Origin of the sequence: Porphyromonas sp. oral taxon 278 str. W7784 (genome assembly GCF_000467855.2) — a bacterium.
Classification (GTDB): domain Bacteria; phylum Bacteroidota; class Bacteroidia; order Bacteroidales; family Porphyromonadaceae; genus Porphyromonas.
In genome coordinates, this window is record NZ_KI259236.1 from 85,980 (window position 1) to 100,370 (window position 14,391).

The window sequence follows — 14,391 nt, forward strand, 5'->3', positions numbered from 1 at the left end:
ACGCACCCGCTACAGGCGAATGACTACTTCGCTGGATCAATCGACTTCTTTGTCCGGGATGTACCTCTGGAGAAACTTACCCCCATGGACCATAGCCTAGAGCGTCTATGAGGCATTCCGGCTTGACTATAAGGGTAGCTTGAGGCCTCCCATCTTGGGGTGGGGTAGCCTCGGAGAATGAGAACTGAAGCCCTACTTCCCATCAGCACCATCTAAAGTCCAAACGATATGAAATCACTGACGACCCTACTTATCGCTGCGAGCATGCTACTCTCTAGCTTGGACCTGCATGCACAGCGCTCGACGGAGTTCTTTTACCTCGGCACCGTGTACTGCAAGACGAAGGCTGGAGTCGAGCAGCGCTTCCCCTATCTCCCCGTCTATCTATCCCGCCATGACAAGCCTAATGACATCATCGCCGTCACGGTAACGAATGCCAATGGGGAGGCTTCATTCAAGGGAGTGCCTATAGACGCGTACAAGGATCATGTCCTCACGGTACATCTCCCTAGTGGTACGTACCGCTTTTTCTGCTCTGGTCTCGACAAGGATCCTGGCTTCAGAGGCAATATTAGTACGCATATCCGGCTCGATGCTCTAGAGAAGTACCTCACATCATCGACGATCGTCCCGAAGAAGGCAGATGCTGACAAGCTGGCACTAGACCTTGCGACGAGCGCCATCAAGGGCGCTCAGCGGAAGGGCGTGACGATCTCCGATGCGGAGGGACTTAACTACAAGCTCTTCCTCTCAGGTCATCTGGTGCAGGACAAGAGGCTTGCGGATGCGCTCCTCCAGATAAGGGGGAGCGATCTCGACAAGATAGTCATCACGCACCCGCTACAGGCGAATGACTACTTCGCAGGATCAATCGACTTCTTTGTCCGAGATGTACCCCTGCAGAAACTTACCCCCATGAACTTTACCCTAGAACGTCTATGAATAAGTCTTGCTTGATAGCGCTCCTCCTCATGATCGCCCCCTTGAGTCTCCTCGCTCAGGTCGAGGTGCGGGGGCAGGTGGAGGATGCGAAGACTAAGGAGCCGATCACCCTTGCCTCCGTCACCCTCGTGAGTGAGCGGGACTCGACACTCGTACTCAGAGGGGCTACCGACCTACAGGGTGGCTACCTATTCAGTGGCGTCAAGGTCGGGCGCTATATCCTACGTATCAGTTCCCTCGGCTACAAGCCTCTGGAGCGACGGCTTCGTGTCGTGATGCCCAGCCAAGGGATCTCGATGGAGCTCCTTGATGAGCTACAGCAAGATAGTCAGGTGCTAGATGATGTGGTGGTACAGGCTCAGGCTACGCATCAGCGAGCCGACCGTAGGGTGATCACCTTCGACAGGAAGACTGTCCAGGAGGCTTTGCACAGCTATGATCTGCTCAAGACCCTTCCCTTGGTCAGCTTTGACGTGATGCACGACCGCATCAAGGGAGCTATGGGTGGGGAGGTGCAGCTCCTGATCAATGGGGTACGCTCCACGAAGACGGATGTGCTCATGCTCCCCAAAGAGAAGATCAAGCGGGTAGAGGTATATGATATCCCGCCTGCTCGATACCGAGCTGTGGAGTGTGTGATCAATATCATCGTCTCCGGGCTGGATGATGGCTACATCGTAGGAGGCTCCCTCAATCACGCCTTCACGACAGGCTGCGCTATTGATGAGGCCTATGCCTCTCTGATCCGTGGCCGGCACAAGCTGAGCCTGGAGTACACACTGAACTATCGGGACTATCGGGATCGTGAGTCACTTGCCGAGTATCGCTACAGCCTAGATCATCGGGCGCTACAGCTCACCTACTCGGACCATGATGCCTTCGGGTATACGACACACAGCCCCGCCCTCAAGTACGCCTACGTAGTCGATGACCGCTACCTATGGGAGGCTCGCCTACAGCCGAGAGCTGAGCGACGCTTCTCCGACAACATCGGCTCGGGTCTCTACACTGTAGACGGAGTAGCTGGGGAGAAGCTGACCACCACGGGTAGGGATAGGACCCAACAGTTCAACCCTTCGCTTGACCTCTACCATTGGCGTAAGCTTGGGGAGAAGGACGAACTGAGCATCAACCTCGTGGGAACGCTCTTCTCCACTAAGCGAGAGACGAAGACCCGAGAGCAGGGCGTCACCACAGGGCTCACGAGCTACGAGGACTTCATGAAGCTGGACAATAGTAAGCGCTCGGTCATCCTCGAGCTAGCACACACCCGAGAGACGGGGCTCTTACGGATCAGTTCGGGCTACAGGGGAGAGGTCTCCTTCCTACATTCACAGGTAGACAATCACTTCGGCCTCCTCGACTATACCAGCCGTACGTGGCAGCACTATGGCTACAGTGAGATCTCGGGGCGTCAGGGGAGACTGCTGTATCGTGTGAGCCTAGGCTTGACCCACACGCTCAATCATTCGAGCTACCGCTCCTACAGTAGCCTCGCCTTTACCCCGAAGGTCGTACTCGGCTATAGCCTAGGCGGAGGTAGTGACCTGCGCTTGATGTACGATGACAAGCCCATCCTGCCTAGTCTGGAGCAACTCAGTAGCAATCGCAGACGATCCACCCGTGATATCACTACCGTAGGTAATCCCCACCTAGAGAATGCGCATATGCGTAAGCTGACCGCTATCTATACGTATGCCAAGGGGATCTTTGATATCAGGCTGGTAGGTCTCTATAGCCACACACATCGCCCGCATATCCAGGCTATGAAGCGTGAGGGGGCAGGGATCACGTTCGCTCCGATCAATGGAGCATGGAGTGACGAATTTGCTGCAGCTGCCAAGGTGGTCGTCAAGCCCTTTGGTGACAACACCCTGCTTCTAGATACGTACCTCATACCTACATATAGTAGACTTCGCTCATCGGAGATTAGTTATGATCGTGGTTCACTCTATGGTGAGTTTTCACTGACGGCCCAGCATAAGGGGCTACAGCTCTATTATAAGTACGCCCTCCCGACTTATACCTATGATTCGGGCTATGCCTCTCGTATGGAGCCAGAGCATATGGCCTCGATCTCCTACCGCTTGGGGAATTGGAAGTTCTCTGCCTCGATGGTATTCATCGGGACACCGGCCTATTATCATGACTATACGCTCGGTGAGCGCCTCGTCCAGCGGAGTAGTAAGACGTGGATTCATGAAAATAAGAATATGATCCTCCTGGGGGTGGCCTATCACTTCTCACGAGGCAAGGATAAGACCTACTCGAAGAACCTTCAGAACGAGGACTCCTCTTCCCCTACTCTATAGCTTCCGCTCTCTGCCCTCCGCCTATAGCCCGAGCCACGCTAGGGAAGAAGAGCCCCTATACATCCCTCCCCCAAGGTGACCCATACATGGGTCACCTTGATACCCCATGCATGGGTCGTCTAGATACCCCATTCATGCCTCCCTCCGGAGGGGCATGGATGGGGTACTTCTTTTCTCTAGCCTACTACGGGGCAGGGGAGTGACTAAGGAGGGCGAGAAAGCACCCCATCCCACTAGGATAGAGCCAACTGATGAATCCCTATATAATTCGTATCTTTGCCCCTACTTGTAGCTATATGCTACGGCTAAATGACATTCGATACAACTAAATGATGAGAATCAGCCATTCCGTGCGTCGCTCTTGTATCGGTATCTTCGCATTGCTCCTGCTGAGTCTAGTGGGAGCCTCTGCGCAGGTGCTGCGCAAGCCCACTTACATGGACTATATCCGCACCTATCAGGCCGAGGCCCGACGTCAGATGGATCGTCACGCTATCCCTGCAAGTATCACCCTAGCACAGGGCTTGATCGAGACAGGGGCAGGGACAAGTACCCTCGCTCAAGAGCACAACAATCACTTCGGGATCAAGTGCCACTCGACCTGGTCAGGCCGACGAACCTACCGCCGAGATGACAACCCTAATGACTGCTTCCGTAGCTACCCCTCGGCGAGGGATAGCTATGATGATCACTCCCTCTTCCTCAAGGCTCGTCGCTACCAGCGCCTCTTCGCCCTACGCTACGATGACTATCGAGGTTGGGCTAAGGGTCTCCAGCTCTGTGGCTATGCTACGAACAAGGGCTATGCGAACATGCTGATCAAGGTCATCGAGGACTATGAGCTCTATACCTTCGACCATGGGGAGTACCCCACGTGGTACTCGGGTAGTGGCTATGCTCCTAGCCGTACGACGGCTTCCGCTCGTCGCTCCTACGACAGCCCTCAGCGTCCCTCTTACCTCAGCTATGGTCTACTCTACGTCCTGGCTGACCAGAACGATACCTATGAGCGTATCGCTGCCGACATGGGGATCTCAGCGAAGAAGCTCGCCAAGTACAATGATACCCCCGAGGACTTCCCGCTTAACGAAGGGGATATCGTCTACCTAGAACCCAAGAACAAGGAGGCATCGCCTCGCTACTCGACCTATACCGTGCGTATCGGAGACTCCATGCATGACATCGCTCAGCGCTATGGTATCCGTCTCGATCGCCTCTACAAACTCAACGACAAGGATGGTGACTACGTCCCCGAAGAGGGCGACATCCTCCGTCTGCGCTAACTACTCACGACTATACTTGATCCGACATTTATGAATGAGCGCTATATGCAGCGTGGTGTCTCGGCCTCCAAGGAGGATGTGCACAACGCCATTCGCAATGTAGACAAGGGGCTTTACCCTAAAGCCTTCTGTAAGATCATCCCTGATATCCTCGGGGGCGACGAAGCTTATTGCAACATCATGCACGCCGACGGTGCGGGCACCAAGTCCTCACTGGCCTATATCTACTGGAAGGAGACGGGCGACCTCTCCGTCTGGAAGGGCATCGCGCAGGATGCGCTGATCATGAATATCGACGACCTACTCTGCGTGGGGGCTGTCGACGGGATCTTAGTCTCCTCGACGATCGGGCGCAATAAGCACCTCATCCCAGGGGAAGTCATCGCTGCGATCATCAATGGTACGGAGGAGCTCCTAGCAGAGCTTCGGGATCAAGGTATAGGTGTCTATGCTACAGGTGGTGAGACCGCAGATGTGGGCGACCTCGTGCGTACCATCATCGTCGACAGCACGGTCACCTGCCGTATGAAGCGCTCGGATGTCATCGACAATGCTCGCATACAGGCAGGGGACGTCATCGTCGGGCTAGCCTCCTTCGGTCAGGCTACCTATGAGACGAGCTACAATGGCGGTATGGGGAGTAACGGCCTGACCTCTGCCCGCCATGATGTGCTGGAGCATAGCTTAGCCAGTCGCTTCCCCGAGAGCTACGATGCCACTACACCTGACGACCTCGTCTATAGTGGCTCTAAGGCACTCACCGAGCCCATCGCAGGCACGCCCCTAGATGCAGGGCGCCTCATCCTCTCTCCGACACGTACCTATGCCCCGATCATCAAGGCGATCCTCGACGAGCTTCGTCCCGAGATCCACGGGATGGTGCACTGCTCGGGAGGAGCTCAGACTAAGGTGCTTCACTTCGTCGAGGGGAAGCACGTCATCAAGGACAACATGTTCCCCATCCCTCCGCTCTTTGACTTGATCCAGAAGGAGAGCGGTACACCTTGGGCAGAGATGTACAAGGTCTTCAACATGGGCCACCGTATGGAGCTCTATGTCTCCCCCGAGCATGCCGCTCGTATCATCGAGATCTCGGAGCGCTTCGGCGTACCAGCCCAGATCATCGGCCGAGTAGAATCTGCCGAGCAGAATCACCTCACTATCTACTCTCCCTACGGAGAGCTTCACTACGAATAAAAAGCTACCCAATATACCTACATGGCAACGGACAACGACCTGCTTAGTCGTATAGAGAGCTTGGAGATACGTTTCCAAGAGATCACTTCACTCATCACCGCCCCAGATATCATCGCTGACCAAAAGCGCTTCATGAAGCTCAGCAAGGAGTATCGAGATCTGGAGCGTATCCTCGACAAGGGGAAGGAGTATCGCAACCTCCTAGGGAATATCCAGGAGGGGCGTGAGACCCTAGACTCTGAGTCTGACCCCGAGCTTCGTACTATGGCTCGTGAGATGATGCAGGAGGCTGAGGAGCGTATCCCATCCCTCGAGGAGGAGATCAAGCTCCTCCTGATCCCTGCAGACCCCGAGGATGCTAAGGATGTGGTCATGGAGATCCGTGGCGGTACGGGCGGTGATGAGGCAGCGCTCTTCGCTGGCGACCTCTACCGCATGTACGTACGCTACTGTGAAGGCCGTGGCTGGACTACCGAGGTCACGAGCATGAGCGAAGGGACGGCTGGCGGCTACAAGGAAATCATCTTCACCGTCTCAGGTGACGGGGTCTATGGCGTCCTCAAGTATGAGAGTGGTGTCCACCGTGTCCAGCGTGTCCCCGAGACGGAGACTCAGGGCCGTGTACATACCTCGGCAGCCTCCGTCGCTGTCCTCCCCGAAGCCGAGGAGGTCGACGTCGTGCTCAACCCCGCAGATATCGAGATGCAGACAGCTCGCTCCGGTGGTGCTGGGGGGCAGAACGTCAATAAGGTTGAGACCAAGGTCCAGCTTACCCACAAGCCTACGGGGATCGTCGTCGTCTGTCAGCAGGCACGTACCCAGCTGGCTAACCGTGAGCTCGCTATGCAGATGCTTCGTACCAAGCTCTACGACATCGAGCTGACCAGGCACAACGAAGAGATCGCTGCTCGACGCAAGACGATGGTCTCTACGGGTGACCGCTCAGCCAAGATCCGTACCTACAACTATCCTCAGGGTCGTGTGACCGATCACCGCATCAACCTGACGCTCTACAACCTCTCTGCGATCATGTCGGGTGACATCCAGCCCATCATCGATGAGCTGATCATCGCTGAGAATATCGAGCGTATGAAGGAAGCATCCCTTTAGCCTATAGCCCTCTAATCCTCCACGATAAACCCACTCCAGAGTAGATCAAAGACTATGACAAGAGACGAACTATTTGAGAATATCAAGAGGAAGAAGTCCTTCCTCTGTGTCGGCCTAGATACCGATGTGCGCAAGATCCCCCAGTTCCTGCTGGAGGAGGATGATCCTATCTTCGCCTTCAACAAGAGGATCATTGATGCTACGGCGCATCTGTGTGTGGCCTACAAGCCCAACCTCGCTTTCTATGAGAGCATGGGTTCCTTCGGCCTGCAAGCCTTTGAGAAGACTGTGGAGTACATCCAGACGAACTACCCCGACCAGTTCATCATCGCCGATGCCAAGCGTGGTGATATAGGGAATACCAGCGATATGTATGCCCGTAGCTTCTTCGAGCATCTCAAGGTCGACGCCCTCACTGTAGCTCCCTATATGGGGAGTGATAGCGTCCTGCCCTTCCTGAAGTACCCTGGTCGCTGGGTGATCCTGCTGGCTCTGACCTCCAACGAAGGAGCTTCAGACTTCCAGCTCTCCCAGGTAGATGGCGAGGAAGCTCTCTTCGAGCGAGTCCTACGCAAGAGCAAGGAGTGGGGGAGCAGTGACCAGCTCATGTATGTCGTCGGTGCTACTAAGGCCGACATGCTCGAGCGGGTACGTGCCATCGTCCCCGATGCCTTCCTCCTCGTCCCCGGTGTCGGCTCACAGAACGGCAGCCTGGAGGATGTAGCCCGCTTCGGGCTGAATAGCCAGTGTGGCCTCCTGGTCAATGCTTCGCGTAGCATCATCTATGCTGATAGCACGGAGGCCTTCGCCAATGCAGCTGGCGCCGAAGCAGAGCAGCTACGCCGACAGATGGCTGATATACTCATCAAGAATAAGCTGGTCGAAGCCTAAGCGCTCCGGCAGAACTAACCGATAAGACCGAACATGCAGTTTAGTGCCGCCCAGATAGCACCTCTCATCTCCGGGAAGATAGAGGGCGATAGCTCTGTCCTCGTCTCCAACTTTGGGAAGATCGAGTCGGCTAAGGCTGGTGACCTCGCCTTCCTAGCTAATCCTAAGTACGAGGCCTACGCCTATACGACCGAGGCTTCTATCCTCCTCGTCGCCGACGACTTCGCTCCTAAGCAACCTATCTCCTCCACCCTCATCCGTGTGGCAGATCCCTACGCAGCACTCGCTCAGCTGATGCAGCTCGTAGAGCAACAGACGGCACCCGCACTCCGTGGTATCTCCCCCGATGCACGCTGTGCCGACGGAGTAGAGCTCGGTGAAGATCTCTACATCGGCGCCTTCGCTGTAGTAGAGGAGGGCGCTAAGATCGGACGAGGCTGTAAGATCTATCCCTTTGCTTACATCGGGCGGGGTGTGACCCTAGGAGAGGGGACGACCGTCCATCCCCATGCCACCATATATCATGGGGTCCAGGTCGGCGCTCGCTGTATCATCCATGCTGGCGCTGTGATCGGCGCCGATGGCTTTGGGTTTGCCCCCGAGGCGGATGGCTACCATAAGATCCCACAGCTAGGGAGCGTCTTAATAGAGGATGATGTCGAGATCGGGGCGAATACCTGTATCGACCGAGCTGTCATGGACAATACGGTCATCCGCCGAGGTGTCAAGCTCGACAACCTCGTGCAGATAGCCCACAACTGCCTCGTCGGTGAGCACACCGTCATGGCTGCCCAAGTAGGCCTGGCAGGCTCCTCCACCATTGGCTCCTGGTGTCGCTTCGGTGGGCAGGTCGGTGTCGGAGGTCATATCACCATCGGAGACCGTGTCGAGATGGGTGGGCAGGCCGGCGTGATCAGTAATGTCCCCTCGGGTAGTGCCCTCATGGGATCGCCAGGGATACCCCTCCGGGATGCGCTGAAGAGCTTCGTCCTTCAGCCCAAGCTCCCCGATATGTACCGTCGCCTACAAGCACTGGAAAAGGAACTAGCAGAACTGAAACAACAAGCAAAATAAGAGCACTAGATCATGGATATGCAGAAGACACTTAAGGCTCCCTTCTCCCTCTCGGGTAAGGGGCTACATACAGGCCTAGATATCGAGATCACCTTCCAGCCAGCACCTGCTGGTACGGGACGTGTCATCCGTCGAGTAGACCTCGAGGGTGCCCCAGAGATCCCCGCCCTGTCCGAGTTCGTCAAGGGTACGGAGCGAGGTACAGTACTCGTCAAGGGCGAGGCTACCGTCAGTACGGTAGAGCACGCTATGGCGGCTCTCTATGCCAAGGGAGTAGACAACTGTATCATTGAGGTCAATGCTCCGGAGTTCCCCATCCTCGATGGGAGCTCTCGTCTCTATGTAGAGGCGATCAACGAGGTCGGTCTTGAGGAGCAGGACCTGCCTATCGAGTACTATATCGTCAAGCGCCGTCAGGAGGTCGTCTCCGCTGATGGTCGCTCACGCATCGTCCTCCTGCCTGACAATAAGTTCGGTATCGACGTACACATCTCCTTTGACTCACCCGTGCTGAACAACCAGTTCGCATCACTCGAGGACTTCAAGGACTTTGATACGGAGATCGCTTCGTGCCGTACCTTCGTCTTCGTCCGTGAAGTAGAGGCACTCCTTGCCAATAACCTGATCAAGGGAGGCGACCTCGATAATGCCCTCGTTATCTATGATGAGCCTATGAGTCAGGAGCAGCTCCATAAGATCTGCGATCTGATGCATGTCGAGCGCAAGTCCGACCTGTCGCTGGGCTATATCAACAATGCACCGATCATCTTCTCCAACGAGCCTGCACGCCACAAGCTCCTCGATGTGCTGGGTGACCTGGCGCTCATAGGGCGCCCTATCCGTGGTCGTATCCTAGCCTATTGCCCAGGACACAAGATCAACAACGAGATGGGCTCTAAGATCCGTAAGGATATCAAGCTCAATGAGGCTCAGGCGCCACTCTATGATCCTAACGCAGAGCCTATCCTCGATGTCAACCGCATCCGTGAGCTACTGCCTCACCGCTATCCCTTCCTGATGGTCGACAAGATCATCGAGATCGGACCTGACTATATCGTGGGGGTCAAGAGCGTCTCGGGCAATGAACCCTTCTTCCAGGGACACTTCCCTACGGAGCCTGTGATGCCAGGGGTACTTCAGGTAGAGGCTATGGCTCAGGTCGGGGGACTCCTCGTACTCCATACCATCGAAGACCCAGAGAAGTACTCGACCTACTTCATGAAGATCGACAATGTGAAGTTCCGTCAGAAGGTCGTCCCCGGTGATACGCTTGTCTTCAAGCTCCGTCTACTCTCTGAGATCCGCCGTGGGGTAGCTAACATGCGTGGTCTAGCCTTCGTCGGAGAGAAGCTCGTCTGCGAAGCTGAGTTCATGGCTCAGGTAGCAAAGAATAAGTAACCAATAGAAGCAAGGTGCCCTACTTCCCTTAGCTAGGGTAGGAGGGCTCCTTGTCTGTATGAATATATCCTATATGTCCCAACCCAATATTAGTCCCCTTGCAAGCGTCCATCCCGAGGCTAAGCTAGGAGCCGGTGTCATCGTCCATCCCTTTGCCGTCATCGAGGAGAATACCGAGGTCGGAGAGGGGTGCATCATCGAGAGCCATGCGGTCATCAAGAGCGGAGCTCGTCTAGGTAAGCACTGCCATATCCACTCGGGTGCTGTCATCGCAGGTATCCCCCAAGACTTGAAGTTCGTCGGCGAAGAGAGTGTCGCCATCATCGGTGATCATACCATGGTACGTGAGTGCGTCACGGTGAATCGTGGTACGGCGTCTCGTGGTAAGACCGTCGTCGGGAGCTACTGCCTGCTGATGGCCTATTCGCATGTCGCTCACGACTGCGTCCTTGGTGACCATGTGATCCTGGGGAATGCTACCCAGCTGGCAGGTGAGGTAGAGGTCGATGACTATGCTATCCTCAGCGGTGGCTCACTAGTCCATCAGTTCGTCCGTATCTCCAAGCATGTCATGCTCCAGGGGGGCTCTCGTGTGAACAAGGATATCCCTCCCTACACCCTCATTGGTCGTGACCCGATCGTCTACTGCGGGATCAATATCGTCGGTCTACGTCGTCGTGGCTTTACCAACGAGCAGATCTTCCGTATCAATGATATCTATCGCACCCTCTACCAGCGTGGGCTCAACAATACCGAAGCCTTCCGTGTGATCGAGGAGGAGATACCCGAGAGCTACGAGCGTACCCTCATCCTTGACTTCATCCGATCCTCGGAGCGTGGTATCGTGCGTGGTACGATGGACTAATCCCCTACGAAGCACACGGACCATACACAGCCCTCTCTATGCAGAAGATTTATGCGGGCAAGCAGCTTGAGATCCTCTATGCTCAGGCAGCACAGGTAGACAAGCTCTCGGCCTTTGATCATATCGATCGGGCTGCTTCGGCCTTCGAGCGTGAGCTCCTGAGGCACTATACCCTCGGGGGGCGTACTATCTACGTCTTCGCTGGGGCTGGTCGCTGTGGAGCCTATGCACTTGCTATCGCTCAGCTCTTAGCTCGTAGAGGCCATTCGGTCTTGACCTACCTCTTCTACCGAAGTGGTCAGCTCTCTGAGGCCTGTGAGGAAGTACGGAATCAGCTCCCTCAGGAGGGCTTTCGTCTTGAGGAGATCTTCACGGAGTTCACCCCGCCACGTATCGGTGCTCGTGACCTCATCATCGATGGGCTCTTTGGGGCAGAGCTACAGACGCCTCTTGCCGATGGCTATGTAGCGCTCTCGAGCTTTCTCAATGCTTCGAAGGCACCGATCGTCAGTGTCGAACTCCCCTCAGGACTCTTTGCGGAAGACAACTCGGGTAATAGTCTCGAGCATGTCATCCGTGCTGAGCGAACGATCGCCTTCGATAGCCCTAAGCTCGCCTTCTTCTTCCGTGAGAACGATCCTTATGTAGGGGCATGGTCATGCCTCTCCCTCGGGATCAGCCCTCAGGCGCAGAAGGATCTAGAGACTCCCTACTACCATATACAAGATGCAGCGCTCATCCGTGCACTCGATGAGCGCCCCCGCTTCAGTGTCGAGCTCCCTCGAGGGAAGGTGCTCTTCCTCGTGCACCATCCCGGGCACGCTGGACGTACGCTCCTGAGCACTCGGGCAGCCTTTAGAGCAGGGTGTGCAGAGGTACATGCCCTTGTACCGACAGAGGAGGTCCTTCCCTTAGAACTGGCTCATCCCGAGCTGACGGTCTTCCCCCAGAGTCAGGAGCACTCCCTGCTGTCGGACGAGCTCAATGCCTACCGTACAGTGGCTATTGGCGAAGGCTTCGGTCGAAGCCTCGGAGCACTAGAGCTCCTAGAGTCTCTGCTGGTATCTTCGCCTCGCCCCCTTGTGATCGATAGTGATGGTATCGCTCTGCTCTCTCGGGAGCGAAAGCTCATGGAGAAGCTCCCCTCGAAGAGCATTCTCATCGCCACGCACCAAGAGCTAGATCAGATGATGGGCTACCTGGGCTCAGACCGGGAGCGCCTAGATCAAGCGCTTGAGCTGGCACGACGGCTGGATATCTGCTTCATCCTAAGAGGTACTTATTCTGCTGTGTGTACTCCTCAGGGGACGGTCTTCTTCGATACGACGGGGAATACCGGTATGCAGACCCGAGGTACGTCTAATGTCCTCTCCGGCGTCATCGCAGGGCTTCTCGGGCAAGGCTACCAGTCGATCACGGCTTCCGTCCTAGGGCTTCACCTTGTGGGGCTATCGGCGGAGCTCTATGCGGGGCGCTATTCTGAGCGAAGCCTCACAGCATCGAGTCTGATCGATCTCCTAGGCGAAGCCTACCATCAGCTCGAGGCAGAGTAGTTTGCATCCTATTAGGCAAAAGCAATAGGGGCTGTACCACCGATCGGTGGTACAGCCCCTATTCTTTCTTGAGGTTTCTACTGAGGGCTTAGTCCAGCGGATGAACCATATCCTCTGGGCGTACCCACTTGTCGAATTCTTCAGCAGTCACGTAGCCGAGGCGAAGAGCTTCTTCCTTGAGCGTCGTGCCGTTGCGGTGTGCAGCGTTAGCGATCTCAGCGGCTTTGTAGTAGCCGATGTGCGTATTGAGCGCAGTGACGAGCATCAGGGAGTTATTCAGGAGCTCCTTGATACGTGGGTGGTTAGGCTCGATACCGGAGACGCAGTGGATATCGAAGGAGACAGCTGCGTCGCCTAGGAGCTGAGCGCTGTGGAGGAAGTTAGCAGCCATGACGGGCTTGAAGACGTTCAGCTCGAAGTGTCCCTGCATACCGCCTACGGTGATCGCTACATCGTTGCCCGCTACCTGAGCGCAGACCATGGTGAGGGCTTCGCACTGGGTGGGGTTGACCTTACCTGGCATGATGGAGGAGCCTGGTTCGTTGGCGGGGATGATGATCTCACCGATACCGCTACGAGGACCAGAGGCTAGGAGGCGAATGTCGTTAGCGATCTTGTTGAGCGAGACGGCTACCTGCTTGAGGGCTCCGTGGGTCTCTACGATCGCATCGTGGGCAGCGAGCGCTTCGAACTTATTCTGAGCCGTCACGAAGGGGAGCCCTGTGAATTCGGCGATATGACGGGCCACTACGACGTCGTAGCCCTTAGGGGTATTGAGCCCAGTACCGACAGCTGTGCCTCCGAGGGCTAGTTCGGCCAGATGGGGTAGGGTGTGCTCGATGGCACGGATCCCATGCTCGAGCTGAGCTGCGTAGCCACTGAATTCCTGACCGAGGGTCAGTGGGGTAGCGTCCATCAGGTGGGTACGACCGATCTTGACTACGTCGGCCATTTCCTTTGCCTTGGCGTCAAGCGCCTTGTGGAGCTGGCGAAGGCCTGGCAGGGTCACTTCGACGACCTTCTTGTAGCAAGCGATGTGCATGCCGGTGGGGAAGGTGTCGTTGGAGGACTGGGACTTGTTGACGTCGTCATTAGGGAGGAGCGTCTTTTCGCCTTCGCCGATGACCTTACCTGCGAGCTGGTGGGCACGGTTGGCGATGACTTCGTTGACGTTCATGTTGCTCTGCGTACCCGAGCCCGTCTGCCAGATGACTAGAGGGAACTGATCGTCGAGCTTACCGGCGAGGATCTCGTCGCAGACAGCTGCGATCAGGTCACGCTTCTCCACGGGCAGGACGCCGAGTTCATGGTTGGCGTAGGCTGCGCCCTTCTTCAGGTAGGCAAAGCCTCGGATGATATCCAAAGGCATGGAGGCGGGCTGGCCGATCTTGAAGTTGTTGCGTGAGCGCTCAGTCTGAGCACCCCAGAGCTTGTCGGCAGGTACCTTGACTTCGCCAAGGGTGTCCTTTTCGATTCTGTAGTCCATACTTATATGTGTTTATGTCTCAAGTGAGCAGAGTTGGCTGCTGTGCTAGGCCTCATTGAGTCGCCATAGACTAAGGCAAAAATACAAATAGATTTTGGGAATGCCGGCCTGGGAAGCTAAGTCGGAAGAAACGGAAAAGAAGCCTGGATGGAGGCGGGACTCTGAGGAAGGAGCGAAAGCCTGATCCCTAGGGCGTTTGGAGGCCCTTCTCCCTGGGCTGGAGAAGGGGTGCTCCAGAGGCCTCCAAGAAAACCTACTGTAGGTCGTCGATGCGACCCAC

General features: G+C 55.9%; 11 protein-coding genes. 10 read left to right on the plus strand and 1 reads right to left on the minus strand.

Annotated elements, in window-relative coordinates; translation table 11 throughout:
- Nucleotides 1-228 precede the first annotated feature (228 nt).
- The 10 genes from HMPREF1556_RS04835 to HMPREF1556_RS04880 all read left to right on the plus strand — a co-directional run bounded on the left by HMPREF1556_RS04835 (nucleotide 229) and on the right by HMPREF1556_RS04880 (nucleotide 12,625).
- Entirely contained in the window at nucleotides 229-942 is a 714-nt protein-coding gene (locus HMPREF1556_RS04835; protein ID WP_021667194.1) for a hypothetical protein, read from the plus strand.
- The gene (locus tag HMPREF1556_RS04840) at nucleotides 939-3,254 is read left to right on the plus strand and encodes a carboxypeptidase-like regulatory domain-containing protein (RefSeq protein WP_021667195.1); all 2,316 of its coding nucleotides are present in this window, start codon (nucleotides 939-941) and stop codon (nucleotides 3,252-3,254) included. The genes HMPREF1556_RS04835 and HMPREF1556_RS04840 overlap by 4 nt, the downstream gene beginning before the upstream one ends.
- 332 nt (nucleotides 3,255-3,586) lie before the next feature.
- Entirely contained in the window at nucleotides 3,587-4,537 is a 951-nt protein-coding gene (locus HMPREF1556_RS04845) for a glucosaminidase domain-containing protein (RefSeq protein WP_044125266.1), read from the plus strand.
- A 45-nt stretch (nucleotides 4,538-4,582) separates the two neighbouring features.
- Entirely contained in the window at nucleotides 4,583-5,734 is a 1,152-nt protein-coding gene (locus tag HMPREF1556_RS04850; protein ID WP_083476376.1) for an AIR synthase related protein, read from the plus strand.
- 21 nt (nucleotides 5,735-5,755) lie between these two features.
- Nucleotides 5,756-6,844, plus strand: coding sequence for a peptide chain release factor 1 (gene prfA / locus HMPREF1556_RS04855; protein WP_021667198.1), 1,089 nt, complete (start codon nucleotides 5,756-5,758; stop codon nucleotides 6,842-6,844).
- 54 nt (nucleotides 6,845-6,898) lie between these two features.
- The gene (gene pyrF, locus HMPREF1556_RS04860; protein WP_021667199.1) at nucleotides 6,899-7,735 is read left to right on the plus strand and encodes an orotidine-5'-phosphate decarboxylase; all 837 of its coding nucleotides are present in this window, start codon (nucleotides 6,899-6,901) and stop codon (nucleotides 7,733-7,735) included.
- Nucleotides 7,736-7,768: 33 nt separating this feature from the next.
- Nucleotides 7,769-8,809, plus strand: coding sequence for a UDP-3-O-(3-hydroxymyristoyl)glucosamine N-acyltransferase (lpxD, locus tag HMPREF1556_RS04865; RefSeq protein ID WP_021667200.1), 1,041 nt, complete (start codon nucleotides 7,769-7,771; stop codon nucleotides 8,807-8,809).
- Nucleotides 8,810-8,821: 12 nt separating this feature from the next.
- The gene (locus HMPREF1556_RS04870) at nucleotides 8,822-10,207 is read left to right on the plus strand and encodes a bifunctional UDP-3-O-[3-hydroxymyristoyl] N-acetylglucosamine deacetylase/3-hydroxyacyl-ACP dehydratase (RefSeq protein ID WP_021667201.1); all 1,386 of its coding nucleotides are present in this window, start codon (nucleotides 8,822-8,824) and stop codon (nucleotides 10,205-10,207) included.
- A gap of 73 nt (nucleotides 10,208-10,280) precedes the next feature.
- Nucleotides 10,281-11,072 (plus strand): acyl-ACP--UDP-N-acetylglucosamine O-acyltransferase, encoded by a 792-nt coding sequence (gene lpxA, locus HMPREF1556_RS04875; RefSeq protein ID WP_044125257.1) that lies wholly within the window; start codon nucleotides 10,281-10,283, stop codon nucleotides 11,070-11,072.
- A 38-nt stretch (nucleotides 11,073-11,110) separates the two neighbouring features.
- Entirely contained in the window at nucleotides 11,111-12,625 is a 1,515-nt protein-coding gene (locus tag HMPREF1556_RS04880) for a bifunctional ADP-dependent NAD(P)H-hydrate dehydratase/NAD(P)H-hydrate epimerase (protein WP_021667203.1), read from the plus strand.
- An 88-nt stretch (nucleotides 12,626-12,713) separates the two neighbouring features.
- Here the strand turns inward: HMPREF1556_RS04880 and fumC are convergent, their stop codons facing one another.
- Nucleotides 12,714-14,111 (minus strand): class II fumarate hydratase, encoded by a 1,398-nt coding sequence (fumC, locus tag HMPREF1556_RS04885; RefSeq protein ID WP_021667204.1) that lies wholly within the window; start codon nucleotides 14,109-14,111, stop codon nucleotides 12,714-12,716.
- Between the last annotated feature and the right edge of the window lie 280 nt (nucleotides 14,112-14,391).

Bases quoted from the DNA above. Each gene is read 5' to 3' on its own strand.
- HMPREF1556_RS04880 (WP_021667203.1), top strand. From the start codon at position 11,111: ATGCAGAAGATTTATGCGGGCAAGCAGCTTGAGATCCTCTATGCTCAG.
- prfA (WP_021667198.1), top strand. From the start codon at position 5,756: ATGGCAACGGACAACGACCTGCTTAGTCGTATAGAGAGCTTGGAGATA.
- fumC (WP_021667204.1), bottom strand. From the start codon at position 14,111: ATGGACTACAGAATCGAAAAGGACACCCTTGGCGAAGTCAAGGTACCT.
- HMPREF1556_RS04835 (WP_021667194.1), top strand. From the start codon at position 229: ATGAAATCACTGACGACCCTACTTATCGCTGCGAGCATGCTACTCTCT.
- HMPREF1556_RS04845 (WP_044125266.1), top strand. From the start codon at position 3,587: ATGAGAATCAGCCATTCCGTGCGTCGCTCTTGTATCGGTATCTTCGCA.
- lpxD (WP_021667200.1), top strand. From the start codon at position 7,769: ATGCAGTTTAGTGCCGCCCAGATAGCACCTCTCATCTCCGGGAAGATA.
- pyrF (WP_021667199.1), top strand. From the start codon at position 6,899: ATGACAAGAGACGAACTATTTGAGAATATCAAGAGGAAGAAGTCCTTC.
- HMPREF1556_RS04840 (WP_021667195.1), top strand. From the start codon at position 939: ATGAATAAGTCTTGCTTGATAGCGCTCCTCCTCATGATCGCCCCCTTG.
- HMPREF1556_RS04850 (WP_083476376.1), top strand. From the start codon at position 4,583: ATGCAGCGTGGTGTCTCGGCCTCCAAGGAGGATGTGCACAACGCCATT.
- lpxA (WP_044125257.1), top strand. From the start codon at position 10,281: ATGTCCCAACCCAATATTAGTCCCCTTGCAAGCGTCCATCCCGAGGCT.
- HMPREF1556_RS04870 (WP_021667201.1), top strand. From the start codon at position 8,822: ATGGATATGCAGAAGACACTTAAGGCTCCCTTCTCCCTCTCGGGTAAG.